The sequence below is a fragment of the Pseudoalteromonas byunsanensis genome (genome assembly GCF_001854475.1).
Lineage (GTDB): Bacteria > Pseudomonadota > Gammaproteobacteria > Enterobacterales > Alteromonadaceae > Pseudoalteromonas > Pseudoalteromonas byunsanensis.
This window is the reverse complement of sequence record NZ_MNAN01000035.1, coordinates 315,897-341,164: the sequence shown is the minus strand read 5'-3', so window position 1 is coordinate 341,164 and position 25,268 is coordinate 315,897. Positions and strand designations below refer to the sequence as shown.

24 protein-coding genes and 1 other RNA gene are annotated in these 25,268 nt (G+C 42.8%); 16 read left to right on the top strand and 9 right to left on the bottom strand.

The genetic code is table 11. The features are described 5' to 3' along the window. Nucleotides 1–15: 15 nt before the first annotated feature. The 5 genes from arcA to trmB all read right to left on the bottom strand — a co-directional run bounded on the left by arcA (nt 16) and on the right by trmB (nt 5,034). On the bottom strand, nt 16–732 hold the full coding sequence (arcA, locus tag BIW53_RS17770; RefSeq protein WP_070993355.1) for a two-component system response regulator ArcA: 717 nt from the start codon (nt 730–732) through the stop codon (nt 16–18). A 107-nt stretch (nt 733–839) separates the two neighbouring features. After that, a complete protein-coding gene (locus BIW53_RS17765) occupies nt 840–1,355 on the bottom strand; it encodes a YfiR family protein (protein ID WP_070993354.1) in 516 nt (171 codons plus the stop codon). After that, nucleotides 1,355–2,974 (bottom strand): ATP-binding protein, encoded by a 1,620-nt coding sequence (locus BIW53_RS17760; protein WP_070993353.1) that lies wholly within the window; start codon nt 2,972–2,974, stop codon nt 1,355–1,357. Before BIW53_RS17760 ends, BIW53_RS17765 begins: the two co-directional genes overlap by 1 nt. A 242-nt stretch (nt 2,975–3,216) precedes the next feature. Continuing rightward, nucleotides 3,217–4,251, bottom strand: coding sequence for a methyltransferase (locus tag BIW53_RS17755; RefSeq protein ID WP_070993352.1), 1,035 nt, complete (start codon nt 4,249–4,251; stop codon nt 3,217–3,219). 57 nt (nt 4,252–4,308) lie between these two features. Further along, complete coding sequence (gene trmB, locus BIW53_RS17750) at nt 4,309–5,034, bottom strand: tRNA (guanosine(46)-N7)-methyltransferase TrmB (RefSeq protein ID WP_070993514.1); 726 nt, start codon at nt 5,032–5,034, stop codon at nt 4,309–4,311. Between the two features lie 129 nt (nt 5,035–5,163). Here trmB and mutY point away from each other — a divergent pair, with 129 nt between their 5' ends. Both mutY and BIW53_RS17740 read left to right on the top strand, forming a co-directional pair. Then, nucleotides 5,164–6,222 (top strand): A/G-specific adenine glycosylase, encoded by a 1,059-nt coding sequence (gene mutY, locus BIW53_RS17745; protein WP_070993351.1) that lies wholly within the window; start codon nt 5,164–5,166, stop codon nt 6,220–6,222. 38 nt (nt 6,223–6,260) lie between these two features. Further along, nucleotides 6,261–6,536, top strand: a complete 276-nt coding sequence (locus tag BIW53_RS17740; RefSeq protein WP_070985695.1) for an oxidative damage protection protein — start codon at nt 6,261–6,263, stop codon at nt 6,534–6,536. 63 nt (nt 6,537–6,599) lie between these two features. Here the strand turns inward: BIW53_RS17740 and ispB are convergent, their stop codons facing one another. After that, the gene (gene ispB / locus BIW53_RS17735; protein WP_070993350.1) at nt 6,600–7,571 is read right to left on the bottom strand and encodes an octaprenyl diphosphate synthase; all 972 of its coding nucleotides are present in this window, start codon (nt 7,569–7,571) and stop codon (nt 6,600–6,602) included. A gap of 367 nt (nt 7,572–7,938) precedes the next feature. Here ispB and rplU point away from each other — a divergent pair, with 367 nt between their 5' ends. From rplU to BIW53_RS17710, 5 genes are all read left to right on the top strand, one after another. Then, the gene (gene rplU, locus BIW53_RS17730; protein WP_070985693.1) at nt 7,939–8,250 is read left to right on the top strand and encodes a 50S ribosomal protein L21; all 312 of its coding nucleotides are present in this window, start codon (nt 7,939–7,941) and stop codon (nt 8,248–8,250) included. A gap of 17 nt (nt 8,251–8,267) precedes the next feature. Continuing rightward, the gene (gene rpmA / locus BIW53_RS17725; RefSeq protein WP_070993349.1) at nt 8,268–8,525 is read left to right on the top strand and encodes a 50S ribosomal protein L27; all 258 of its coding nucleotides are present in this window, start codon (nt 8,268–8,270) and stop codon (nt 8,523–8,525) included. A gap of 171 nt (nt 8,526–8,696) precedes the next feature. Beyond that, nucleotides 8,697–9,854 carry an Obg family GTPase CgtA gene (gene cgtA / locus BIW53_RS17720; RefSeq protein WP_070993348.1) on the top strand — a complete coding sequence of 386 codons (1,158 nt, stop codon included), beginning with the start codon at nt 8,697–8,699 and terminating at the stop codon, nt 9,852–9,854. Nucleotides 9,855–9,924: 70 nt separating this feature from the next. After that, nucleotides 9,925–10,416 (top strand): type 3 dihydrofolate reductase, encoded by a 492-nt coding sequence (gene folA, locus BIW53_RS17715; protein ID WP_070993347.1) that lies wholly within the window; start codon nt 9,925–9,927, stop codon nt 10,414–10,416. A 79-nt stretch (nt 10,417–10,495) separates the two neighbouring features. Then, complete coding sequence (locus tag BIW53_RS17710) at nt 10,496–10,870, top strand: DUF3718 domain-containing protein (RefSeq protein WP_070993346.1); 375 nt, start codon at nt 10,496–10,498, stop codon at nt 10,868–10,870. A 139-nt stretch (nt 10,871–11,009) separates the two neighbouring features. On the opposite strand, the gene ssrS is transcribed toward BIW53_RS17710, so the two are convergent. Next, nucleotides 11,010–11,192: non-coding RNA, 6S RNA (ssrS, locus tag BIW53_RS17705), on the bottom strand. 186 nt (nt 11,193–11,378) lie between these two features. Here ssrS and BIW53_RS17700 point away from each other — a divergent pair. The 5 genes from BIW53_RS17700 to BIW53_RS17680 all read left to right on the top strand — a co-directional run bounded on the left by BIW53_RS17700 (nt 11,379) and on the right by BIW53_RS17680 (nt 16,890). Continuing rightward, nucleotides 11,379–11,936: a UPF0149 family protein gene (locus tag BIW53_RS17700; protein ID WP_070993513.1), complete on the top strand. Its 558-nt coding sequence runs from the start codon at nt 11,379–11,381 to the stop codon at nt 11,934–11,936. Continuing rightward, nucleotides 11,936–13,246, top strand: coding sequence for a Xaa-Pro aminopeptidase (gene pepP / locus BIW53_RS17695; RefSeq protein WP_070993345.1), 1,311 nt, complete (start codon nt 11,936–11,938; stop codon nt 13,244–13,246). Before BIW53_RS17700 ends, pepP begins: the two co-directional genes overlap by 1 nt. A 9-nt stretch (nt 13,247–13,255) precedes the next feature. Continuing rightward, nucleotides 13,256–14,440, top strand: coding sequence for a 2-octaprenyl-6-methoxyphenyl hydroxylase (gene ubiH / locus BIW53_RS17690; RefSeq protein WP_070993344.1), 1,185 nt, complete (start codon nt 13,256–13,258; stop codon nt 14,438–14,440). Further along, a complete protein-coding gene (locus tag BIW53_RS17685; RefSeq protein ID WP_070993343.1) occupies nt 14,440–15,609 on the top strand; it encodes an FAD-dependent monooxygenase in 1,170 nt (389 codons plus the stop codon). The genes ubiH and BIW53_RS17685 overlap by 1 nt, the downstream gene beginning before the upstream one ends. A gap of 174 nt (nt 15,610–15,783) precedes the next feature. Continuing rightward, nucleotides 15,784–16,890 (top strand): alpha/beta hydrolase-fold protein, encoded by a 1,107-nt coding sequence (locus BIW53_RS17680; RefSeq protein WP_070993342.1) that lies wholly within the window; start codon nt 15,784–15,786, stop codon nt 16,888–16,890. Here BIW53_RS17680 and BIW53_RS17675 read toward each other — a convergent pair. Further along, complete coding sequence (locus BIW53_RS17675; RefSeq protein ID WP_070993341.1) at nt 16,867–18,834, bottom strand: winged helix-turn-helix domain-containing protein; 1,968 nt, start codon at nt 18,832–18,834, stop codon at nt 16,867–16,869. The genes BIW53_RS17680 and BIW53_RS17675 overlap by 24 nt on opposite strands. 31 nt (nt 18,835–18,865) lie before the next feature. Beyond that, nucleotides 18,866–19,711 carry a LysR family transcriptional regulator gene (locus BIW53_RS17670; RefSeq protein WP_070993340.1) on the bottom strand — a complete coding sequence of 282 codons (846 nt, stop codon included), beginning with the start codon at nt 19,709–19,711 and terminating at the stop codon, nt 18,866–18,868. A 130-nt stretch (nt 19,712–19,841) separates the two neighbouring features. Between BIW53_RS17670 and BIW53_RS17665 the strand changes: the two genes are divergently transcribed. The 4 genes from BIW53_RS17665 to gcvP all read left to right on the top strand — a co-directional run bounded on the left by BIW53_RS17665 (nt 19,842) and on the right by gcvP (nt 25,165). Next, nucleotides 19,842–20,414 (top strand): hypothetical protein, encoded by a 573-nt coding sequence (locus tag BIW53_RS17665; RefSeq protein ID WP_070993339.1) that lies wholly within the window; start codon nt 19,842–19,844, stop codon nt 20,412–20,414. A gap of 119 nt (nt 20,415–20,533) precedes the next feature. Beyond that, nucleotides 20,534–21,616, top strand: a complete 1,083-nt coding sequence (gcvT, locus tag BIW53_RS17660) for a glycine cleavage system aminomethyltransferase GcvT (RefSeq protein WP_070993338.1) — start codon at nt 20,534–20,536, stop codon at nt 21,614–21,616. 54 nt (nt 21,617–21,670) lie between these two features. Beyond that, nucleotides 21,671–22,060 carry a glycine cleavage system protein GcvH gene (gene gcvH, locus BIW53_RS17655; protein ID WP_070993337.1) on the top strand — a complete coding sequence of 130 codons (390 nt, stop codon included), beginning with the start codon at nt 21,671–21,673 and terminating at the stop codon, nt 22,058–22,060. A gap of 213 nt (nt 22,061–22,273) precedes the next feature. Further along, a complete protein-coding gene (gene gcvP / locus BIW53_RS17650; protein WP_070993336.1) occupies nt 22,274–25,165 on the top strand; it encodes an aminomethyl-transferring glycine dehydrogenase in 2,892 nt (963 codons plus the stop codon). Nucleotides 25,166–25,268 lie beyond the last annotated feature (103 nt).

The following is a 25,268-nucleotide window of genomic DNA, read 5'->3' as shown; positions in this document are numbered from 1 at the left end:
GAAACCATTGATCTATTAGCTATCAATCTTTCCAATAAAGCGATAGCCCTCACCATGAATGGTGCTGATCAGTTCAGAAGTATTACTGTCGCTTTCAAAGTGTTTTCTGATACGACGAATTGTTACATCTACAGTACGGTCATTAGCACGAAGTTCACGACCAGTCATATGCTTAATTAACTGTTCGCGACTAAAGATACGACCTGGTGAGTCGAGCATTAAACGTAATGCGCGGTATTCACCTTTAGGTAAACGTTTTGCTTCACCTGCTGGAGAAGTAAGACAACGACTATTTTCGTCTAGCTCCCATCCGTTGAACGTGATAACACCATTAGTATCAAGAGAAGACTCTTCATTAGAAGACCCTGTTCTTGAGATAAGGTTACGTGCACGAATAGTTAACTCACGTGGGTTAAATGGTTTAGTGATATAGTCATCAGCACCAATTTCTAAACCAAGAATACGATCGACATCGTTGTCACGGCCTGTTAAGAAAATTAGGCCAATGTTTCTCTTTTGGCGTAATTCACGAGCGAGAATTAAACCATTTTTACCCGGAAGATTGATGTCCATAACAACAAGGTTGACGTCGTCATGCGTTGTCAGTTTGTCATGCATGTCATCGCCATCTATGGCTTCAATTACTTTGTAACCTTCCGCTTCAAATAAACTAACGAGGTTCAGGCGAGTTACGTCTTCATCCTCTACAATCAGAATGACTGGCGTTTGCATTATTAATTAACCTTTTCGGAATATATTATTTACATGAAATTCGGTACTATCTAATAAAACCGAATATTTACGATTATAGGAGTATATCTAATTGTTAACAAGTAAAATTAATTAGGATGAAACTTAGAAACTGCAAGCAGTCTTGATAACACTTTAAAATTATGTTGCGAAACTTGTTGCTTATTAATATACAGCCGTATTTTACTCCCTTCTTGGACTAAAGAGGCGACTCCACCACCTTCAAGAAAGTCTATGCTCTCCCCCACAAACACCGTATCAAGCGGGGTTGTATCGGTCCAAGCGGTAAGTATATCATCTTCATTACTTTCATCAATGTATGTGATATCACACAGCTCTGAAAGTTCCCCTAAATTTGCTGGCTTTTTAATTTGTATTATTTCTATTGGTAAGTTTCTAATTTTTAAACTACGGTTTCCAGCTAGAATTAACCCAGGTCCGTTATCTATATTTAGAAAACAAAATCGTGTAGACGTTTTTGTCTGCTGATTAGGGAATTCAATAAATTTAGCCATCTGATACAAAAATGCTGAACGTACCTGATCAGGTGATTTTGCACTAGATAAAAATGGAATTATTAATAAAATAGTTATTAGTAAGCGCATTAGTTCACCTCACCCAATGGCAGTGTGAGAATAAATTTAGCGCCTGCTTTACAACTTTCATCAAGCGAGATGTTACCGTGTAAAGCTTGGGTAATGAGGTTGTACACTAAGTGCATACCTAACCCGCTACCACCTTCACCACGCCGTGTTGTAACAAAAGGATCAAAGATACGCTTTTTAATGGAGCTGGATACACCACAACCATTATCACTGTATTCGATGGTCAACTGGTTTTGGTCTTTGGCTATTTTTATATCAATTACATTGCCTTCTGAGCTAGTAAAGCCATGTAGCAAAGAGTTAGATATCAGTTGCTCGAATATTTGCTGCAGCGGACCTGCCTTACTGCTAATCACTAAGTCTTCTTGGCAATCAATATTAATAGTGGGGTGTTTGCTCACCAAATCCGGCTTCATCGCCTTTATTATATTATCCAATAGGGTCGCTAGATTGACATCGGAGCTTAACTCCAGGTCTTGACTGACCGCGACACGTTTGAAGCTAGAGATTAAATCGGCGGCACGGTTTAAATTTCTGTAGATTAAGTCGAGGTTTTCAATACCATCAGTAATGAAGCGCTCCAGTTGCTTTGAGGTGAGGTTCTTTTGTTCAAAGGCGACCTTTATATCAGCTAGTTTATCTCGTAATAGAGTGGAGCCTGTGACCCCTAAACCAATAGGTGTATTAACTTCGTGTGCAACACCTGCCACCATTTGCCCTAAAGATGCCATCTTCTCGTTCTCGACAATTTGGTTCTGATACTGGTGCATACGCTCCAATGTATTTAGCAACTCTTGGTTGGCCTCGCGAAGAGCAATCGTGCGCTGATTGACTTTTTCTTCTAGGCTTTGGTTTAACTTTTTAATTTCTAGCTTATCAGCTTGATGTCGCTCTAATTGGTTCTGTGTTCGAGTTAACATCACATTTAAGCTGCTTGCTAGAATGTTGATTTCTTCAATGTGACTACTTGAAGCTCGGGCGCTGTAATTGTGATTTTTGGAGACATCTTGCAGTAAAATTGAAAGCTCTTCAATTGGTCGAGCAATTCGGCGTTGAATGCCCCTTGCTACAAGTAGTACTAAAAGCAAGACAAAAAGAGTTAACGTGATATCAACCAATATTTTGGTATTTATATATTCATTTAAACGCTCTAAACCGCCACGAATATAAACATATCCCTCAATTTTGTCTTCGTAAATCACAGGTTTGATAAGCTCTACATAGTCTTCGGTAATTCTAGGTTCCTTGAGTTCCTCTATGCTATTGACTTTTAATGGTACAGGAGGCGTTTTAGAGGCGTTGTAGCTGGTAAAAAAGACTGGTTTATTGGTTACATCATCAATATCATAAATGTGTATATTTTTAACTAAATCAACTGCTTTAAATGACTTTAGGCGCTTTTCTTCCGTCTTTCTGTCTTCAAAAATCAACGTTATTTGTGCGTTAAACGAGACAATCTCAGCGATCATATCAAGCTTATTAATGATCAACTGGCGTTGCTCTTTGATATCTAGGTAAGTAGAGATAGAGATAGATAGAGACAGGCATAGAGCTGTAACGAGCATTACCGCGCTAATTAAAACTTTCCTTATACTTGTTTTTGATGCCTGCTTTGTCATTATCAGCCTTAATTCAGCCTGTTACCAAATACTAATTCGCTATACTGTTGGCAACTCATAAAGCAACTTAGGGCGTACAAGTCACTCAAATTAGCTTTATTTGGCGCGAAAAAGAGTCGAACGGTATGAACTACATTCTAGTGTAGCAAAGAGATTGAATAAAATAACAAAAAAATCACTGACTTTGCATGTTATTTTATCCAATATAAGACTTGATGATATGTACAATTATGGCGACAAGATCACTTCGTTGCTTGATATACCGTAAATTTAGTGTTTTTGGCAAGAATAGTATATTGACCAAACTGTTGTTCGAGAATCGGCGGGTACTTTAAAAAGTTATTGGCAACAATTTGTACTTGCCCGCTTGGTTTCATAAAGCCTTTAGTTTGTTCTAAAAAGCGTTCGGCAATACCATAATCGGTAGCAATACCAGTATGAAAAGGAGGGTTGCTGATGATTAGATTGAATTGACCGCTCACCTCTTGCAAACCGTCACTAAGTATACAGTCTGCGGTTAGCCCGTTTAGTGCCAATGTTTGCTGTGTGGCGTATATAGCGAGCGCACTGACATCGGAACAAAAGAGCCTAAGCTCACTTTGTTGTGAGCCTAGAAAAGTTGCAATGATACCTGCGCCACAACCAAAATCTAGAACTTTGCCTTTATATGGTACTGTGATGTTTTTAAGCAGCAACTCAGTTCCTACATCGAGCTTTCCGTGATTAAATACGCCGGGCACACTCATTACATCGAAGGTTTTCTGTGCAACGCTTACACTAAATTTGGTGTGGTACTGTGCTATATCAAAGTTAGGGTTTACTGCCAGTTCAGAGAACTCATAGAGTACACAGTGTTTAGCACTCTCTAGTTTATAAAACTGCGCAGCGAAAGGCTTCAGCTGCTTTTCGACTGATTTAACACCACCTTTATTATCGCCAACAACCAATAAACGGGTATTTTTGTTTGCGATAGCCCTGATGTTATCAAGCATCATCAATGCCTCAGGCTTAGACTTTGGATAATAGTAAATAATTAAATCCAAGTCGCTAAGAGACGGCAAACTATGATCCACGTAACTATTGATGTTGGGATACTTACAAGAGTCATTATGATCCGCCACATTATAACTAAAGGCGTTAATCGTGGCGTTGGGATTAAGCTTGGTCAGCTCAGCTAAAAAACCATCTCGGTTTGTGTTGATGACCAAAATGTTGTTGCCATGTAACTCTTCTTCGTTGCGAAGTAGCAACAGACTGGGGTTTGTTAACTTACTCATAATTACTCATATTAAAGGGCCTTTCATAAGGCCCAAATAGTTTTAAAAACCAAAAGGTTATTTGGCACGCTTAAACATAAGATCCCAAACACCGTGGCCAAGCCTATGACCGCGTTGTTCAAACTTAGTTAAAGGACGATTATCAGGACGCGGAACGTAATCATTTGTCGTCGAGATATTTTCATAGCCAGGGGCCGACTGCATAACTTCTAGCATATGTTCTGCATAGTTTTCCCAATCAGTGGCCATATGAAAAACACCACCAATCTTTAGCTTCTTTCTGAGGCTTTCGACGAATTCAGGTTGTACAATACGGCGTTTGTGGTGACGCTTTTTATGCCAAGGGTCAGGGAAGAAAAGCTGCATAGTTGTCAAACTTTCATCAGCAATACAATCAGCCAGAACCTCAACCGCATCGTGTTCGAATACACGTAAGTTTGTTACTTGCTGTTCATCAGCTTCCATTAGGCAGGCGCCAACACCTGGGCGGTGTACTTCAATACCAATAAAGTTAAGGTTTGGTGCATTCTTGGCCATTTCTACTAGCGACTTACCCATACCGAAACCGATCTCTAACACTACATCGTTGTCATTACCAAACACTTTTGAGAAATCGAGCATTCCTTGGCTATGCACTAAGCCCATGGTTGGCCAGCACTTTTCAATAGCAGCATCTTGCCCTTTGGTTAAACGGCCTTCACGTTTTACAAAGCTGCGTACTTTGCGGATATATTTACCTTCTTGCTGTGCTTGTTCCAGCGCGGTTTTGCTCGATTCACTCATAATCATTTCTGCGGTGTAAAAAACGGGCGCACATTATCCCTATTCATTGGCCCAAGTACAATAGCTTGACTGTTTTTAAAAGCGCCATACACTGGCGCCCTAGAAATAAATTAATGAATAGTGTGGTTAATGCAGGTATCTAGTGAGCAGGCGAAATGGTTCGCCGATCAAGTCGTCAATTGGTATAACCTACATGGGCGTAAGAGTTTGCCTTGGCAATTAGGTAAAACCCCCTACAAAGTATGGATATCAGAGGTTATGTTACAACAAACTCAGGTTGTAACGGTCATTCCTTACTTTGAACGCTTTATGGCTCGCTTTCCTACCATTGAGGTGTTGGCTGAGGCGCCGGAGGATGAAGTACTTCATCATTGGACGGGACTTGGCTATTACGCAAGGGCTCGAAATCTACACAAAACTGCAAAAATAGTAGTAACAGAGTATAACGGTCAGTTCCCGCAAACCTTGGAACAGGTTATGGCATTGCCTGGTATCGGCCGTTCGACAGCTGGAGCTATTTTATCTTTAGCGTTGGGTCAGCATCATCCGATTTTAGATGGTAATGTCAAAAGAGTATTAGCACGTTTTTTCATGGTACAGGGCTGGTATGGCGTTAAGGGGGTAGAAAAACAGCTTTGGGCGCTAAGTGATACGCTTACACCCAAAAATAATGTCACAGAATTTAATCAGGCAATGATGGATTTAGGTGCGAGTCACTGCTCAAGGAGTAATTTTAATTGTAAAGCTTGCCCCTTAGTGGAGCAGTGTTTAGCTTATAAGCATAATAAAGTTAAAGCATTTCCAAATCCCAAGCCTAAAAAAGAAAAACCGAAAAAGCAGGCATATCATTTAATCGTTAATGCCGAAAACAAGCTACTGATGGAGAAAAGACCCAATGCTGGCATCTGGGGGGGCTTGTTTGGTTTTTTTGAGTTTCAGACACTTGAACAAGTCGAGCAGTTTATCGCTCAACATGGATTGCAAGGGCAGCAACATTCACTGCAATCATTTATCCATATATTTACTCACTTCGAGTTAACCATTCATCCGCTGGTTTATAAGTTGGCTGCAATTCCTGACTTTGCACATGAGCAACCAATTATTTGGTATGACTTAGATGAATATGCAGAAGTTGGGTTGGCAGCACCTACTAAAAAGTTGGTTAAAGTCCTAAGCGCAATGAGTTAGACTAACGACATTAGATTTTAATTTGATGTGGAAAAATTATGGCACGTACTGTTTTTTGTCAAAAGCTACAAAAAGAAGCCCCAGGTTTAGACTTTCAGCTATACCCCGGTGAAATTGGTGAAAAGATTTTTAACAATATTTCAAAGGAAGCTTGGCAGCAGTGGCAGCATAAGCAAACCATGCTAATAAATGAAAAGCATTTGAATATGATGGATCCAGAACATAGAGCACTACTAGAGGAACAAATGGTAGGCTTCTTATTTGAAAATAAAGAAGTAGAAATAGAAGGCTATCGCCCACCAGAGCAAAAATAGCTCTAAGGGTATAGGATATTAAAAAGCCGCAATAGCGGCTTTTTAATACTTTATTCGTAATTATTAATGGTCTCTGGCCACTGACAGTTCAGCTAATGCTATCAAAGCTTGTTTGTATGGTGAGTCTGGTAAAAACGCGAGATGGCTGATCGCTTTTTGGGCTTCGTTTTTGGCTTTGTCCATGGCAAAATCCAACGCTTTAGTTTGTTCAAGCGTCGCAAGAATATCTTCCAAGTAGGTCATGCCATTACCCGTTTCAATTGCCTCTCTGATTTGCGCCACTTGTTTCTCAGAACCGTGCTGCATGGCATAAATAAGCGGTAATGTCGGTTTTCCTTCAGCAAGATCATCACCAAGGTTTTTACCCATTTGCTCAGCATTTGCACTGTAATCGAGTACGTCATCTACCAGTTGAAACGCGGTGCCTAAATGCATTCCATACAACTTTAAAGCTTCTTGCACATCGTTAGGGTACTCCAAAACCACAGCAGGTAGCATCGTCGCAGCTTCGAATAACTTGGCCGTTTTGCTGTATATAACCTGCATATAACTTTTTTCTGTGGTATCTGGGTCGTTGCAATTCATTAGTTGCAATACTTCCCCTTCAGCGATGACGTTAGTCGCATCGGCAAGTATTTGCATCACTTGCATGTTATTTAAACCCACCATTAGTTGGAATGAACGAGTATAAATAAAGTCCCCAACTAACACACTTGCAGCATTGCCAAACTCTGCATTTGCTGTCGGCTCGCCTCGGCGTAACGCTGATTCATCAACTACATCATCATGAAGAAGTGTTGCTGTATGGATAAATTCGATAATGGTTGCAAGCGTTATATGGGTGTTATTTGAGCATTCTAAAGCTTTGGCTGTAAGCAACGTGAGCATAGGGCGAATGCGCTTGCCACCGCTGTTAACAATGTAGAGTCCTAGTTGATTAACTAAAGCAACGTCGGATTGCATTTGTGCGTGAATAAGTTGATTGACGTTAAGCATATCAGGTTCGATTAACGTCTGGATAGTTTTGATATCCATTGTGCTCCAAGCCAAAAATAAGTTACGAGATACAGCGCGAGTGTACTACAAAATTTTAACTAGCTCGATATTTTGTCCCAATCTGGCTAAAAAAATAACTTATTGTCTTATCTTGTTGATTATTTAGACAACTTAACGGGGGTTTTGTGAGCTTTTAAAATCGTCTTAAAAGTGTAAAAAAGGGCTTTGGTTTAGCGGCGTTTTTGGATAAACTAGCGAAAAATAATGATTCGCCCTCATCACAGTTATTTTTTATTCATTTTATACAAAAATAGGCTTGCTTGTAGTCAAGCATTAGCGTAAACTTCGCGCCCTATTGAAGAATATTAAGTTGCGTCGATTTGAGGGCGCACAGACGGAGTTAATTATGTACGCGGTTTTCCAAAGTGGTGGTAAACAGCACCGTGTGACTGAAGGTCAAACAATTCGTCTAGAGAAATTAGACGTTGAAACTGGTGCAGCAGTTGAATTCGATTCAGTACTTCTAGTTGCTGATGGTGAGAAAATCGAGATCGGTGCACCGTTCGTAAACGGTGGCAAGGTAACAGCTGAGGTTGTTTCACATGGTCGCGGTGAGAAGATTAAGATCGTTAAATTTAGACGTCGTAAGCATTCTCGTAAGCAGATGGGCCATCGTCAATGGTTCACTGAAGTTAAAATCACTGGCATTAGCGCTTAATTTAGAGGTACAGAAAGATGGCACATAAGAAGGCAGCTGGTAGTACTCGTAACGGTCGCGATTCAGAAAGTAAACGCTTAGGTGTTAAACGTTTCGGTGGCGAATCAGTATTAGCGGGTAGCATCATTGTTCGTCAACGTGGTACTAAGTTCCACGCTGGCACTAACGCAGGTATCGGTAAAGACCACACAATTTTTGCAAAAGCAGACGGTAAAGTTGTTTTTGAACAGAAAGGTCCTTTAAACCGTAAATACGTTAGCATCGTTGCTGAGTAATCGGTAAAAGATTAAAAAAACCCCGCTACGGCGGGGTTTTTTGTTTGTCAAAAGCATTACTTTATCTGTGAAGTTTAGTTTTTATTGTACAAAGTAGCTAAGAACTAAAGCTTTAGCGGTAAAGGTATTATACTTCGGTATTAGAATCCCCCCAGTCAAAAGAGAGTAACCATGAAGTTTGTCGATGAAGTTGAAATTCGAGCAGAAGCGGGCGATGGCGGCAGTGGCATTGTGTCATTTCGTCGCGAAAAATATGTCCCTGATGGCGGCCCTGATGGCGGTGATGGTGGGGATGGTGGCAGTGTATATCTGCTAGCAGATGAGAGCTGGAATACCTTAGTTGACTACCAATTTGAGCGTTTTCATAGAGCTGAACGTGGCACAAATGGCCAATCTCGCAATTGTACTGGTAAAAAAGGCAGTGACTTATTCTTGAAAGTGCCAGTTGGTACAAGAGTGACGGACGTTGATACAGAAGAGTCTTTGGGGGACTTAACACAACATGGACAGAAGCTATTAGTTGCAAAAGGTGGCTTCCATGGCTTGGGTAATACACGTTTTAAATCCAGTGTGAACCGAGCACCACGCCAAAAAACCCTAGGCACTCCGGGGGAAGTTCGCAACTTAAAGCTTGAGTTAATGCTACTTGCTGATGTGGGCTTGTTAGGGTTACCTAATGCTGGAAAATCTACCTTTATCCGCAGCGTATCGGCAGCGAAACCAAAAGTCGCCGATTACCCATTTACAACATTGATTCCAAACCTGGGTGTAGTGAGACCAGAGTCGGGCAAATCATTTGTGATAGCTGATATTCCTGGACTAATAGAGGGGGCATCAGAGGGCGCGGGTTTAGGTATACGCTTTTTAAAACACTTAGAGCGTTGCCGTGTATTGTTACATATCGTGGATGTGATGCCAGTAGATGGTACCGATCCCGTTGATAATGCATTCGCTATCATCAACGAGCTTCATCAATATAGCCCTAAATTAGCAGATAAACCTCGCTGGTTAGTACTTAATAAAATTGATTTAGTTCCAGAAGATGAAGTCGAAGCGCTGTGTGAGCGTATCGCCAGTGAACTAGATGCTGACACGGTCTATCGTATTTCAGCAATTAACAAACACAACACTCAAGCTCTTTGCTATGACATCATGGATTTACTTGAAAGTATGCCAAAAGATAAGTTTGAGGCTGAGGTTGAACAAGAAGAAGTTGAATTTAAGTGGGATACTTATCATCGTAAGGCAACCAAAGAAGTCAATGATGATGATTGGGACGACGATTGGGATGACGACGACTATGATGTCGAAGTGATCTACGAAAGATAAGATACAATTATTTTTGTAATTAAGGGCTATTTGGCCCTTTTTTAATACTAAATCATTAATGAGGTTTGATGTGATAATTTCCATGATTGCGGCAATGGCGAATAACCGAGTGATAGGGCAAGACAATAAAATGCCATGGCATTTACCCTCTGATCTGAAGCATTTTAAAAGGGTTACGCTGAACAAACCCGTTGTTATGGGCAGGAAAACATTTGAATCGATAGGTCGTCCATTGCCTGGACGACGAAACATAGTGATCACGCGAAGCGAAAGTTACTCAGCCCAAGGCATTGAGGTTGTAAGCTCACCTCAAGCTGCATTAGAGCTTATTGGCGATGTGGAAGAAGTCATGATTATTGGTGGCGGCAATATTTATGAACAATTTTTACCCATGTGTGAGCGCTTATATTTGACCTTTATTGACTTAGATGTAGCCGGAGATACCTGCTTTCCGGACTATACAAAAGTCGGGCAGTGGGAAGTCATCGAAGAGCAGACTTTAAGTGCCAATGAGCATAATCTACATAGTCATAAGTTCGTAACTCTAAAGAAAAAACTATGAGTTTATTGCTAAAATTTGTGCAGCTTGGTACAATTACACTCCTTTTGGGGTACGAAGAAAGTATTAGAGGGTGTTTGGAATGAAATTAACTACTGTGCTTGTGTCTGTTTCTTTATGTGCAGCTTCTTTAGCATTTAGTCAAAAAGCGAGTGCTGATGAACAGTTAGCTGTGTCTCTGTGTGAGTATGTTGCTGCTGATGATAAAAGCGCTCTACGTAAAAAACTGAAAAGTTCACGTGTTAAAATCCGTAACGTATTTGATGCGATACAGTGTAATGGCAATAATTTACTGCGCCACGCGATAGCGAGCAACGCTGCGGATACTGGTGAGTTTATTGTTAAAAACCTACCAAAAAGCGCTTTAGAAGATGGAGCGGATATCGCATGGGCTGAAGGAAACGGTCACGGTGGTTCTCCAATCATCGCTGTAATTAAAGAGCGCGCAGGACTTTAATTACAATTTGTGGTGTGCAAACCACAGGTAAAAGAGATAAAAAGCCTCACTATTGTGGGGTTTTTTGTTTTTTGGGATCATGAAGTTGAATTGCTTAACTTATTGAGGATATTGATACTTTAAAATATAAGAGAAGTGGATGTTCCCCGGCGACGCGGATGCGGATGTCAGCCCTTGAACCCTGAGGTTCAAGGCGGAACGCAACAGCTCACCGTAGGCTTCTCGGTACATGCCGAGCTTGCGCAAAAGTAAGCAAACTACATTCCTAAATAAAATTTATCGGCTCAGGGACTTAATCTGCTGTCCTACGAGCTAGGGAACACCTTCAGTATATAAAACATAACGCCCGGCCGAAACCATAAAACGCAAATAGTTGTGCGTTTGCTTGGTTTTTATTCGCTATAGTAATATAGGTGGTTGATTTTTATTCCAAAGCATACAATTGTTTGGAGTTGCTATACTTGCGGTGTTAGCATTAAGTGTAAACATGCCAAAAAAAGTCGAACTGATGAGTGAATTAAACGATTACGTCCAAGCACAACTACTGCTTGAAAAACACGATATTTATATTGCCCCAGCGGAAGTACATGGTGCCATCAGTGGTTTGTTGGCATGTGGTTTAAATATTGAAGAAAAAGAGTACCTCGGGTTATTAAGTGATGTATTCAACGAAGGGCAAGCTTTTCAAGAAGAGCTAAAACAGTTCTTCGCCAAGATGTATAAACATGTTGTTGAGCATTTCAGTGATGATGAATTTCACTTTGAGTTATTTTTACCGAGTGAAGATGAGTCCTTGATAGATCAAGCCAATGCATTAGTTGGCTGGGTATCGGGGTTCTTATTAGGATTTGGTTTGAAGCAAAAAGATTACGGAAAGTTATCTGTTGATGTAAAAGAAGTGATCAGTGATTTTACGGAAATAACCAAGCTTGATACGCATTTTGATGACACCGAAGAAGACCAACAAGCCCTTCATGAGATAATTGAATATATCCGAGTATCAGCCATGCTATGTTTTGCTGAAATGGGCAAAGACCTGACTACAACTTCGAAGACAATACACTAATGATTGAAACAAAAGAGTTTTTACAACGTAGAACACGTTTGTTATCACAGTTAGATAAGAACGCAGTCGCGGTGATCCCTGCGGCGGTTGAGTTGACGCGCAGCCGCGACACTGAATTTCCTTTTCGTCAAGACAGCGATTTTTACTATTTAACGGGGTTCAATGAACCTGATGCCGTATTGGTTTTGTGTAAAGACCGAGATGAACAAGTCAGCAGTCATTTATTTTGCAGAAATAAAGACAAAATAGCTGAAATTTGGCATGGTCGGCGCGTTGGTTTTGAACAGGCAAAAGAGCAGTACTTATTTGATAACAGCTACCCATTAAGTGAGCTTGATGAGCAACTGCAATTACTCGTCAACACAAAGCGCGTGTTGTATTACGGCCAAGGAACGTACAATGACTTTGATGACAAAATTTGGTCGTTATTGAGCACTTTGCGCGGCGCGCCGAAAAAAGGCTATCGAGCTCCAGAGATAATTAAAGACATTCGCCCATTGGTACATGAAATGCGTCTGTTTAAATCAGAAGCGGAAATCGCGGTGATGCGTAAGGCTGCAAAAATAAGCTGTGAAGCTCATAAACGGGCTATGGCCTTTGCCAAAGCGGGTGCAACCGAATACCAATTAGAGGCGGAACTGCACCACCACTATGCGATGAATGGCGCGCGTCATCCAGCTTATGGAACCATCGTCGGTTCTGGTAACAATGCCAATATTTTACATTACACCGAAAATAGCGATGTGTTAAAAAGTGGCGATTTAATACTGATTGATTCAGGGTGTGAGCTGGAAGGATATGCGGCAGATATTACTCGCACTTTTCCGGTTTCAGGGCGCTTTAGTAACGCGCAAAAGCAAGTGTATGAATTGGTTTTAAAAGCACAACGTGCTGCATTTGAGCACGTTAAACCTGGTGGTACTTTGGTCAAGGCTAACCAAGCTGCAATGAAAGTAATGACACAAGGTTTGATCCAGCTCGGAATATTGGCTGGAGATTTAGATACACTAATGGAAAACCAAGCATGCAAAGCGTTTTACATGCATGGTTTAGGGCATTGGTTAGGCTTAGATGTACATGATGTCGGTGAGTACAAACTAGATGAGGCTGATAGGCCTTTTGAACCGGGAATGGTATTAACTATCGAACCTGGACTGTATTTTGATGAGGATGCTGAAGTTCCTGAAAAATATAAAGGAATAGGTATTCGTATTGAAGACGATTTACTTGTCACCGAAGATGGCTTTGAGAACCTAACCGCAGATGCACCAAAGACCATTGAACAGATAGAAGCGCTAATGCAACACTAGGAGAGCAGGTTGCAACACTTTGATATTCTTATTGTAGGCGGAGGCATGGCTGGTGCCACCGCTGCGTTGGCAATTAGTAAGCTTAATGCTGATTACAACATTGGTGTTGTTGAAGCCTTTGCTCCCAAAGACAATACACATCCTAGCTTTGATGACAGAAGCATTGCATTGGCGCAACAATCGGTATGTTATCTTGAAAAGCTAGGTTTATTTGAGCCAAGCTGGCCTTTTGTACAAGCGATAAAGCAGGTGCATGTTTCTGATAGAGGTCACTTCGGCAAAACTCAAATTCATCATCAGGACTATCAATGTGAAGCCCTAGGATATGTGGTTGAGGTGAATCCTTATGGCGCGTATTTGCATCAACAACTAAAGGATGCTGGCGTCACGCTGTTTTGCCCCGAAACGATTGAAACATTGACTCAAACCATTGATGAAGTGGTGCTAACTCTAAGTGCCGGACAAACTATTTATACAAAGCTAATGGTGGTTGCCGATGGCGTGCAGTCTCCTACGCGGGGGTTACTAAAACTCAACTTTAACAGTATTGCTTATGAGCAAGGCGCGCTGATCGCGAATGTTAAGGTACAAGATGGGCACAACGGTAATGCCTTTGAACGCTTTACTGAGCATGGGCCTATGGCTTTATTGCCAATGAGTGATTCCCGTTATTCTCTCGTATGGTGCATGGAAAACAGTCAGTTGCAACAATATCAAAACATGGATGCCGCTCAGTTTATCGAGCAGTTACATAACGCGTTTGGTTATCGGGCTGGGCTATTCACACAAGTCGGTATGCGAGCCAGTTACCCACTAGTGTTAGGGCGTGTTGAAAAAGTGGTGCACCATCGTTGCTTGGTGATTGGTAATGCGGCACACGCCATTCATCCGATAGCGGGGCAGGGTTTCAACCTTGGCCTGAGAGATATACAGTGTTTAGTTGAACTCTTAGCCAATACCAATAAAGAGCAAATTGGCGGCTACCATTTCACACGTCGTTACGAATTATCGAGAGAGCAAGATATTAATACGGTGATGACCCTAACAGACTCTTTAGTGCGTTTATTTTCTAACTCTTCAAGGCTGATAGCATTAGGCCGCAGTTGTGGTTTGTTTGCGATGGCACTGTCTACACGTTTAAAAGCACCACTGGCTAAACAGTTAATGGGCCATGTGATCAAAGGAAATCGCTAATGCAGCAAGTTCAAGTATGTATCGTTGGCGGCGGAGCCATAGGTTTAACACTCGCGCTCGGGCTAGCCAAAGCGGGTATAACTGTGCAAATTATAGATAGCTCTGTTGAGCCCCAACCTTTGGGAGAGCTATTTGCTAATCGTGTCAGTGCTATTAGTCTTGCCAGCCAAACCCTGTTCGAGCGGCTAGGTGTGTGGCAGGACATAAGCGCATTGCGCGCAAGTCCCTACACTCATATGGATGTTCGCGATCAAGACAGTTTTGGTAAAATTGCTTTTAACAGTGGTGAGTTGGATTTACCTGAACTTGGTCATATCATCGAAAATGACGCAATTCGATATGCGCTCTACAATAAGCTCAAGCAGTTTGACAATGTGAGTCTGGCATTTAACACGCGTTATCAAAGCATCCACCAAACCGATAGGGATGTGCTTGTCACCTTAGAGTCTGGTACACCTGTGATGGCTAAACTACTTGTGGCATGTGATGGTGCAAACTCAGCTATTCGCACACAGTTTAAGATGCCAATGACATTTTGGGATTATGATCATCACGCCATAGTTGCGACGGTAAAAACACAGCTTCCTCATGAGGCCACTGCACGTCAGGTCTTTTTGCCCACAGGGCCACTTGCTTTTTTGCCGTTACATGATGATTATCATCACTCAATTGTCTGGTCGACTTCACCACAAGAAGCGGAGCGATTAATGGCGTTATCTGAAGAGGACTTAAACAAATCACTGAATGTCGCTATCGATGGACAGTGTGGTTTGTGTGAGGTTGCTCCCGACAGGGCTGTATTCCCACTGAGAATGCGTTATGCAAAGCAATGGCTTAACAACAAAGTGGTGCTGATGGGAGATGCTGCACATACTATTCACCCTTTAGCTGGTCTGGGTATGAATTTGGGGTTAAAAGACGCCGAGTTATTAATTGATTTGTTGAGCGCAGAGCAAGGTAGTGAGTTTGCGACTCACAGAACTTTACGAGAGTATGAAAGAGCACGCAAACTGGACGCGCAAAAGCATATTGCCATGATGCAAGGACTTAAAGAGTTATTTGAAGGCGCTCATCCACTTAAAAAGCTAGTACGTGGTGTGGGTCTAAGCATGGTTGACAAACTTGGCCCCTTGAAGCAGTTATTTGCTAAGCAAGCGGTAGGTAAATAACCGCGATATTTACATGGGCTCTGGTTATACTCAGGGCCTAACTAATCACTCAACGTATTAAATTATAAGCTTTTATTTTCTTATCAGTGATTCATCAGCTATTTATCAATAAATTATCAATTCTCCAGCTGCACACTTAAGTTAGGGTTTTGGCTCGTTTTATAAGGAGCCATTATGAAAAATTTATTCATTGCCATCGCTATATGTTTATTTAGCCCGTTAAGTTGGGCTATTAACGCTGTACTTCACGAGTTGGATATTCATTCTGACGTTTTACAGCGCCGCCTTAAGGTTAATCTTTATGTGCCACACAATTATCAGCAAACGGATGCAAAGCTGTATCCTTTGCTCGTGACAAGCGCAGGAAGTAGTCGCATGGCGGTGTTGCGCTCACAAGTTGATTGGCTTAGTCATGTTGATTTTGGTCCAATGCCACAAATGATTATTCTTCAGCTACCAGATATAGAGGTGGCCCAAAAGGAGGAATTGGCCCAGGGGGTATATACAAATAAGCTTGCTCAAGTATTACACAAAGATATTTTCGTTTATTTAAAAAGCGCCTTTCGCATAGCGCCATATACCGTGCTGGAGGGGTTTTCCTCTAGGGGAAATATAGCACTGGAGCTGTTTGCTCAGTATCCGCAGCAGTATCAGGGGGCTATTATTACCAGTCCAGCGTTGGAGTTGGCGGATGAAGGTTGGCGAAAAGCTATGAGTAAAGCGCTAGAAAATACTTTAAAGGGTCGCTCTTTACATTTGTCATTGGGATCGTTCACTGAGAATAAGCCACACTTTGTAGCTTTAACGAAGCCGTTGTACAACTTTGAGCAGAGTTCTTTTGTGGATCTCAGCGCAGAAAACTACTTGAGTGCACCGCTGTTGTCTTTTGAGCAAGGAGCGAAGTGGTTGTTTTCTGATATGCGAATTGTGGACTATGCGCCTTATGCCAAGGGGGGAATAGCTGCTGTGCTTTCACAACAGCAAAGGGCTAATAAAAAGTATGATTATGACATGTCGCCAAACGGCAAGTTACAAGGATTAGCCAACTACTATTTTGAACAAGGGCAGGCGCATAAAGGCAAACAGGTATTCGAACACTTAATCAAACACAACCCAACCAATGTGAACTATCACCTTCGCTACGCACAGGCTTTACTCAAAATATCGCAGCCCATTGCCGCAAAGCCTTTGCTAGAAAGTGCTTTAGCACTTGCTAAAGCGCAGCGTAATGAAGAAGCACAGAGCTATATTGGGAGCCTAATCAATAATAATTTTCACTAAATTGGCGTGATGTTCACTTGCTGTTGTTGCTAGCAGCGACAGTGGTGTCAGTTTTATATCACTGACTAGGTGCACTCGTTCATCGTACTTACTTAGAAACTGCTTGCTGTGCTCGGTTGGATCAAACGCCCAAATTGTTTGGTCCTTTAACGGCACCACCAACCGACTATCACGATAATAAAAACGCCATTGCAGTTTTTGGTCTTCAAAAGCGCTCTCTTGAGTAATGGAGTGGCCTTCAAGGCGCTGAAGATAGCCTGTTTGTGTGGCAAAAAACACCACATTTTGCTGTGCTTCTTGCGCCCAATTTACTGGCTCATTTAACAAGGTTGTAACTGTCAGTGTGTTAAGGTCAATTTTTAAAAGATGATTGTTGTTGTCTTGGCTGGCCAGTAAATAACTATTGGTCGAAGAGTACTCCACGTGCTGAAAAAGCAACTTGAGTGTGACTGGTATTGAGATCATTGTAAGTTGACCGTCCATGGCTAGCCGGTAGAGCTTCGCATCACTTAAAAACCAAACAGCTTGACCATTTTGCTGCCATATAAAGTTGCTCACGGGCTGCGCAAAAGTGAGTTGTCGAGGTTGTGTTGCTGTTATCCAAAGTTGTGATGAACCAGAGCGAGAGGACAAAAAGGCGATGCTTTGCGCGTTTGGCTGATACTGAGCATCACCTTCTATAAACTCACTTTCGCTGATGAAATGGTCCTGGAATTTCCCCGTGTCATCAAACCGTCTTTCGGTAATGTCCTGATCTTGATACGCCTGCGTCGCCAGCAAAGTGTTTGTGTCTATTACATCGTTTAATTCTATCTTGCTTGGGCTGTGGATGAGCGTTTGTCCTGTTAACTTATTGTCTTGATAGAAAAAGAGCTGATTGTTATATGCGTGAATTTGTTGATTGTTATTAAGCTTCACTATGCTTGTTCGAGAAGTTGGAGATGGTAAAGGCTGGGTGTTTAAGGTATTTAGCGTATTGCCCTCAATGCGCACCAACCACAATTTAGCTTCTCCCGTTGGGTTTACTCCGCTGAGCTGTACAGTGTTGGCATCGTGTAGTTGTATATCAACTAGGCGCTTAACATCATTAGGTAACTGTAATGACTGTGCTTGTTCTGGTGACGCGAGTGAGAGCATACTCAATTGGTTGCTTGCCAATAAAACAACTCGGTCTTCGCTAAGCCAGAGTATTTTCTCAATAAATGGTTGAGCACAGTTACCAACATCTTGCTGTTTAGTAGTTGTTAAGTTGATAAGTACTAACTGACTACATTTATGAGGCTGTGGCTGCAAAGGCTTGCGCTGTTGGCTTATCAGCAAACGTTTTGATTGAGGGGCAAAAGCGGGCGCACTAAAAAAATGTGTGGCATTGAGCAGCACTTGGCTTTGTTGTGTGGTGCTATTGAGTACCGTGAGCACCTGTTGCTGTGGTGCTATATCAGTAATGTATGCGTAATGATCGTGACCATATGTGCCGCTGTGTTCGGAGGCTTTGCTGTATGTTATGGGGATGACTTGCCGTATTTGCTTTGTTGTGGGGAATACGGAAGGGTCGGTTATTAACTTTTGAAGCAGCCACAATGCAAATAGTAATACTAAAAAACAAGCACTTACCAGCATAAAAGTGCTACTAGAGAGAAGTTTGCTGTATCGCGGTTTGTGGCATAAACGATAACCTTTTTTCGGGAACGTTTGGATCAGTGTTTTGTCGTCATCATCAAGGTGTTTACGCAATTGAGTGATACAACGTTGTAATGCATTTGGTGCAACTACCGTGTTATGCCAGATACTGTCTAGCAAGGTTTGTTGTGAAACCAGCTGTCCTTTGGCCTCATATAGTGCCAATAAAACAGCCAAGACCTTGGGCTCAAGTTGAATTACTTTGTCTTTGTATGTGAGCTCACCAGTTACTGGGTCAAGTCGTTTGCCATTAATTACAATCATTGTTTGGCCTTAAAACCTATTGTTATGACGATTAACCGAGTCGAAGCGCGATAAACTCGGCGAGCTTGTCGACCGCATTAACAGATTCACCAGAGTTCTTAATAAGGCAGATACCAATCTGTCCTAGTTCTGGCAAGATTGCGGTGTGACTTTGATAATTAAGCTCATTAGGTACGGTACTTTTTGCCAGTACGGTGATCCCCAATCCTTCTTTGAGGGCTGCGGTTAATCCAGTTAAATCGGCGTTACTGTATATAATGCGGTGTTTAATACCTGCTTGCTGTAAGGCTTCAATCGCGCGACGTCGATAAATACAGCCCTCTGGAGCGGTGACCAGTGTCACCGTCCCTTCACTGGCTTTAGATAAGTCTCCGACCCAAACCAACTGATCCTGCATAAAGATAGGATGTTGACCTGAATCGAGCTGTTCATTCAGCGCCAGCACTAAATCAAATTGATCTTGCCTTGAAGATGAAAGTAAATGCTTACTTAAGCGTGACTTAACTTCCAGTGATACGTCTGGATATAAAGACACAAAATCACCAATGATGGAGGGTAAAATGCGAGCGGCAAACTCACTGGGGATCCCTAAGCGCACTTTACCCGTCACGCTTTCAGAGGTGAACTGCTGAATGATTGCATCATTGTGTTGCAACATCTGCTTGGCAAGCGGCAATAATAACTCACCGTATTGATTAAGTACCTGTCTTTGACCTTGCTTTTTAAACAGCTTACAGTTGAGCATGTCTTCTAAGCGCTTTATCTGTAGTGATACAGCCGGTTGTGACAAGCCCAGCAGCTCGCCAGCTTTTGCAAAGCCGCCTACGTCAACCACGGTCACGAGCGTACGCAGACCATCAATGGATAAGTTCTTCATATTAATAAATACTATTTAACAAAGCTAATTACATAAGCATTATTTATCAATGGATAAATAATTACAATTTGTTGTTGGCTTTTAGGGTCAATATACTCTGTGTTTATCGAAATTTAATTAAGGTGTCTCTATGACATTTGCACCTACAATGTTTGCTAAGCACCGCCAAGGCTGTGCACCAGCCGTTAATAGTATGGCGATGACACAAGAGTTAACCGTACTCGATTTTAGCGGGTTTGAAGCGACACCTTTTTTAAATCAGCAAATGGGTTTAAACCTCAACAAGCTAATGGCACCGGGTCTTGGTATTCAAGGCAATCTAGATGGTGGCCAATCTTATTGCGTGTATTACTTCAGTGAAACGGCTTATCGTTTTGTGGTACAAAGCAGTGCGGTGGAGATTTTAGAGCGATTTGTGGCTGCGTATGTTGAAGACTACGACATAGAGTTGGTGGTACGTGATGATTTAGCCATTACCACCGTGTCAGGCTTGCAGGCGTTTGAAACCCTAGTTAACAGCTTTGAGTTAACACCTGGGTTGCGATTATCCGACGAACAGGTATGTTATGGCAGACAAAGCGGTGAAGTATTCGTCACCTCTCTATTAGAGCAAGGTGAGCAGCGTTATCAGCTAATTGCACAATTACCTACGCTGAATAAATGGCAAGCAACATTGCAAGCGCAAGGCTTTGACCTAAACTAAATCAAAATAACAAGGGCACGCTATATGGCGTGCCCTTGTTGCTATTTGAATTAACCCCACCTCGTTTGAGGTAGTGTCAACAACTCGGCTTGTTGATTAAATATAAGTGAAGGAATGATATGACTTCTAAAACAGTGTTACATGCCAAGCACCTTGAAGCTGGCGCAAAAATGGTTGACTTTCACGGTTGGGAAATGCCTATCAACTATGGGTCACAAATTGAAGAGCACAACGCAGTACGTAACGATGCTGGCATGTTTGATGTTTCTCACATGACCATTGTTGACGTAGCAGGCGATGATGCAAAAGCATTTTTGCGTAAACTCGTTGCCAACGATGTGGCTAAGTTAACTGTACCGGGTAAAGCACTATACACAGGTATGCTTAACGAGCAAGGCGGTGTGATAGACGACCTGATCATTTATTTCTTCACTGAAACCAGCTATCGCTTGGTGGTTAACTCTGCAACACGTGAGAAAGACTTAGCACACATTGCGAAAGTATCTGAAGGTTACGCGGTAGAAGTCACTGAGCGCCCAGAGTATGCGATGATTGCGGTACAAGGTCCAAATGCTAAAGCAAAAACAGCGACGGTGTTAAGCGATGAACAAAAAGCAGCGGTTGAAGGCATGAAGCCTTTCTTCGGTGTGCAAGCGGGTGATTTATTTATTGCAACGACAGGTTATACCGGTGAAGACGGTTATGAGATTGTGGTTCATAACGATGATGCAGCTGATCTTTGGCAAAAATTATTAGACGCGGGTGTTGCTCCTGCTGGCTTAGGCGCGCGTGATACGCTACGTTTAGAAGCGGGCATGAACCTGTACGGTTTAGATATGGATGAGTCTGTATCGCCACTGGCTGCAAACATGGCGTGGACCATTGCTTGGGAGCCTGCGGAGCGTGACTTTATCGGCCGTACAGTATTGGAACAACAACGCGCTGAAAAAAGCACTGATAAATTAGTTGGTTTAGTTTTAGAAAGCAAAGGTGTACTTCGCAGTGGCTCTAAAGTTATCGTAGAGGGTGGCGAAGGGGTGATCACTTCTGGTACATTCTCACCAACTTTAGGCTTTAGTGTGGCATTAGCACGTGTTCCTCGCTCAACGGGCGATACGGCACAGGTTGAAATGCGCAAAAAGTTAGTTGACGTGAAAGTAGTGAAGCCTTGCTTCGTACGTAACGGCAAAGCAGTTATTTAATATTAAGAAAGGGTGGGTTAACCGCCTAAAACACCGAACCAAAGGAACAAAAAGATGAGCAACATTCCTAGCGAGTTAAAGTACGCGTCTTCACACGAGTGGGTTCGCGCTGAAGGCGATGGCACTTACACAGTAGGTATCACCGAGCACGCTCAAGAACTTCTAGGCGACATGGTATTCGTAGAATTACCAGAAGTAGATGATGAAGTAGATGCTGGCGAAGATTGCGCAGTTGCTGAGTCTGTTAAAGCAGCTTCTGACATTTACGCGCCAATCTCAGGCACTATCGTTGCTATCAACGAAGAGCTAGAAGATTCACCAGAGACGGTTAACAATGACGCTTATGGCGACGGTTGGTTATTCCGCATTAAAGCTACTGACGAGTCAGAGCTTGATAACCTTTTAGATGCGGAAGGTTACGCGAATTCAATCGACGAAGACTAATCGTTTTACGTCTATCTAAAGGCCCCATTTATTGGGGCTTTTATAATTAACCCCTGTTAAGAAATGCATTTTCAAATTTGGGGTTAATAAAATGCACCGCATTTTTGGCCCGTGTGCCATATCACATGGGCTGATTTAGTTTTGTTACTCTGCTGTTACCAAGGCTGCTGTGACAAACACACTTTTTAATTTGGATCATAGGAATCTGGACTAATGTCAAACGCCAAATCTCTTGAACAATTAGAGCAAAAGCAAGATTTTATTCGTCGCCATATCGGCCCAAGCCCGGCGCAAGTAACTGACATGCTAAACGCTCTTGGGGTATCGAGTGTTGAAGAGCTGATCGGTCAAACTGTACCTGCGGCTATCCGTTTAGAGCAAGGGTTAAACATCGGTGAAAGTCGCACTGAAGTTGAAACGCTGAGCTACCTAAAATCAGTTGCAAGCAAGAACAAGGTATTCAAGTCATATATCGGTCAGGGTTACCACCCAACGCATGTACCGAACGTAATTTTACGTAACGTACTTGAAAATCCAGGTTGGTACACGGCTTATACTCCATATCAGCCAGAGATCGCACAAGGCCGTTTAGAATCATTATTAAACTTCCAGACTCTTACCATTGACTTAACAGGTTTAGACCTAGCGTCTGCGTCACTACTTGATGAAGCGACAGCCGCAGCAGAAGCAATGGCGCTTGCTAAGCGTGTTGCGAAAGCGAAAAAAGCCAATATCTTCTTTATTGCAGATGATGTACACACACAAACTATCGACGTAGTGGCAACACGCGCAGAGCAGTTTGGTTTTGAAGTGGTGGTGGGTCCTGCTGTTGACGCTGCAAATCACGAGATTTTTGGTGCTTTATTCCAATACCCAAGCACAACGGGTGAAGTGGTTGACGTACAAGAGCTAATCGCACAAGTACAAAACAAAAAAGCGATTGCCTGTGTGGCCGCTGACATCATGAGCTTATTGCTACTTAAAGCGCCAGGCCAACTAGGTGCCGACGTAGTATTGGGTTCAGCGCAGCGTTTTGGTGTGCCTATGGGTTATGGTGGTCCTCACGCGGCATTCTTTGCAACGCGTGATGCGTATAAGCGTTCACTACCAGGGCGTATCATTGGTGTATCAAAAGACCGTTTAGGCAATGATGCACTGCGTATGGCGATGCAAACACGTGAGCAGCACATCCGCCGCGAAAAAGCCAATTCAAACATTTGTACAGCGCAGGTATTGCTAGCTAACATGGCAGCGTTCTATGCGGTGTACCACGGTCCACAGGGCCTTAAGACAATTGCTCAGCGTATTAACCGTTTTGCAAGCATTGTAGCGACAGGTCTTAAATCAAAAGGCGTTGCCCTTAAGCACGACACCTGGTTTGACACATTAACCGTTGTTGCTGATAACAAAGACGACGTAGTTGCACGTGCTTTAGCGGCAGAAGTGAATTTTGCCACTAACCATGCGGGTGAATACTCACTCTCTGTAAACGAAACAACGACACGTGCCGATGTAGCCCAGTTGTTCGACATCATCCTTGGCGAAGGCCACGGCCTAGATGTTGACGCGCTAGACGCACAAGTAAGCAAAGACGACATCACAGGTATTCCTGCAAGCCTAGTTCGTGACGACGAAATTTTAACGCACCCTAACTTCAACTCGTACCACAGCGAGACTGAAATGCTGCGTTACATCAAGCGTCTAGAGAACAAAGACTTAGCGCTTAACCACTCAATGATTTCGCTTGGTTCATGTACCATGAAGCTAAACGCGACTGCGGAGATGATCCCAGTAACTTGGCCTGAGTTTGCAGAGCTACACCCGTTCTGCCCACTAGACCAAGCGCAAGGCTACCAAATCATGATCAACGAACTACATGATTGGTTAGTTGACATCACAGGTTATGACGCCGTATCACTACAGCCTAACTCAGGTGCCCAAGGTGAATACGCAGGTCTTATCGCGATTCGTAAATACCACGAGTCACGTGGCGAAGGTCACCGTAACATCTGTTTGATCCCAAGCTCAGCACACGGTACAAACCCGGCATCTGCACAAATGGCCAGCATGAAAGTTGTGGTGGTTGGCTGTGATAAGAACGGTAACATTGATATGGAAGACCTACGTGCAAAAGCCGCTGACGTAGCAGAAAACCTATCTTGTATCATGGTTACTTACCCGTCTACACACGGTGTTTACGAGCAAACCATTAAAGAAGTGTGTGACATCGTACACCAGCACGGTGGTCAGGTTTACATGGACGGCGCAAACATGAACGCGCAAGTAGGTGTAACCAGCCCAGGTTCAATCGGCTCTGACGTATCGCACCTAAACCTACACAAAACATTCTGTATTCCACACGGTGGCGGTGGCCCAGGTGTTGGCCCAATCGGTGTTAAATCGCACCTTGCGCCATTTATGCCGAACCACAGCGTTATTAACGTAGCGGGCACAACAGAAGGTAACGGTGCGGTTTCAGCAGCGCCTTATGGCTCAGCGGCAATCCTACCTATCTCTTGGGCATACATTGCCATGATGGGCAGCGAAGGCTTAAAGCAAGCAACAGAAATGGCGATTGTGAACGCGAACTACCTCACTGAAAAGTTAAGCGAGCACTTCCCAATTTTGTACCGTGGTCAAAACAACCGCGTAGCGCACGAGTGTATTGTTGACTTACGTCCAATCAAAGAAGCCTCAGGCATCACTGAAATGGATGTGGCGAAGCGTTTACAAGACTACGGCTTCCACTCACCAACCATGTCGTTCCCAGTTGCGGGCACCTTGATGATTGAGCCAACTGAATCTGAGTCTAAAGTAGAAATTGACCGTTTCATCGAAGCGATGGTGTCAATCAAGGGCGAAATCGACAAGATCATCTCAGGCGAGTGGTCAATCGAAAACAACCCACTAGTGTTTGCACCGCACACCCAAGCCGACGTACTTGGCAACGAGTGGGACCGTGCATACGACCGCTTCTACGCTGCGTTCCCAGTACCAAGCGTAGCAAAAGACAAATTCTGGCCAACCGTAACCCGTATCGACGACGTATACGGCGACCGCAACCTAATTTGTTCATGCCCAGCGGTAGAGACTTACGCAGAGTAAGGGTTGGGTAAAAGCCAAGTGTAGGCTTGGCTTTGATTAGAGTTTGAAAACCGCCTTGTGAAAGCAAGGCGGTTTTTTTGTGTTTAAAATGTTTTGTACAAAT

What these genes read in the sequence shown, in the direction of transcription:
- arcA (WP_070993355.1), bottom strand. Translation starts at nt 732, where the DNA reads ATGCAAACGCCAGTCATTCTGATTGTAGAGGATGAAGACGTAACTCGC.
- BIW53_RS17765 (WP_070993354.1), bottom strand. Translation starts at nt 1,355, where the DNA reads ATGCGCTTACTAATAACTATTTTATTAATAATTCCATTTTTATCTAGT.
- BIW53_RS17760 (WP_070993353.1), bottom strand. Translation starts at nt 2,974, where the DNA reads ATGACAAAGCAGGCATCAAAAACAAGTATAAGGAAAGTTTTAATTAGC.
- BIW53_RS17755 (WP_070993352.1), bottom strand. Translation starts at nt 4,251, where the DNA reads ATGAGTAAGTTAACAAACCCCAGTCTGTTGCTACTTCGCAACGAAGAA.
- trmB (WP_070993514.1), bottom strand. Translation starts at nt 5,034, where the DNA reads ATGAGTGAATCGAGCAAAACCGCGCTGGAACAAGCACAGCAAGAAGGT.
- mutY (WP_070993351.1), top strand. Translation starts at nt 5,164, where the DNA reads ATGCAGGTATCTAGTGAGCAGGCGAAATGGTTCGCCGATCAAGTCGTC.
- BIW53_RS17740 (WP_070985695.1), top strand. Translation starts at nt 6,261, where the DNA reads ATGGCACGTACTGTTTTTTGTCAAAAGCTACAAAAAGAAGCCCCAGGT.
- ispB (WP_070993350.1), bottom strand. Translation starts at nt 7,571, where the DNA reads ATGGATATCAAAACTATCCAGACGTTAATCGAACCTGATATGCTTAAC.
- rplU (WP_070985693.1), top strand. Translation starts at nt 7,939, where the DNA reads ATGTACGCGGTTTTCCAAAGTGGTGGTAAACAGCACCGTGTGACTGAA.
- rpmA (WP_070993349.1), top strand. Translation starts at nt 8,268, where the DNA reads ATGGCACATAAGAAGGCAGCTGGTAGTACTCGTAACGGTCGCGATTCA.
- cgtA (WP_070993348.1), top strand. Translation starts at nt 8,697, where the DNA reads ATGAAGTTTGTCGATGAAGTTGAAATTCGAGCAGAAGCGGGCGATGGC.
- BIW53_RS17710 (WP_070993346.1), top strand. Translation starts at nt 10,496, where the DNA reads ATGAAATTAACTACTGTGCTTGTGTCTGTTTCTTTATGTGCAGCTTCT.
- BIW53_RS17700 (WP_070993513.1), top strand. Translation starts at nt 11,379, where the DNA reads ATGAGTGAATTAAACGATTACGTCCAAGCACAACTACTGCTTGAAAAA.
- pepP (WP_070993345.1), top strand. Translation starts at nt 11,936, where the DNA reads ATGATTGAAACAAAAGAGTTTTTACAACGTAGAACACGTTTGTTATCA.
- BIW53_RS17685 (WP_070993343.1), top strand. Translation starts at nt 14,440, where the DNA reads ATGCAGCAAGTTCAAGTATGTATCGTTGGCGGCGGAGCCATAGGTTTA.
- BIW53_RS17680 (WP_070993342.1), top strand. Translation starts at nt 15,784, where the DNA reads ATGAAAAATTTATTCATTGCCATCGCTATATGTTTATTTAGCCCGTTA.
- BIW53_RS17675 (WP_070993341.1), bottom strand. Translation starts at nt 18,834, where the DNA reads ATGATTGTAATTAATGGCAAACGACTTGACCCAGTAACTGGTGAGCTC.
- BIW53_RS17670 (WP_070993340.1), bottom strand. Translation starts at nt 19,711, where the DNA reads ATGAAGAACTTATCCATTGATGGTCTGCGTACGCTCGTGACCGTGGTT.
- BIW53_RS17665 (WP_070993339.1), top strand. Translation starts at nt 19,842, where the DNA reads ATGACATTTGCACCTACAATGTTTGCTAAGCACCGCCAAGGCTGTGCA.
- gcvT (WP_070993338.1), top strand. Translation starts at nt 20,534, where the DNA reads ATGACTTCTAAAACAGTGTTACATGCCAAGCACCTTGAAGCTGGCGCA.
- gcvH (WP_070993337.1), top strand. Translation starts at nt 21,671, where the DNA reads ATGAGCAACATTCCTAGCGAGTTAAAGTACGCGTCTTCACACGAGTGG.
- gcvP (WP_070993336.1), top strand. Translation starts at nt 22,274, where the DNA reads ATGTCAAACGCCAAATCTCTTGAACAATTAGAGCAAAAGCAAGATTTT.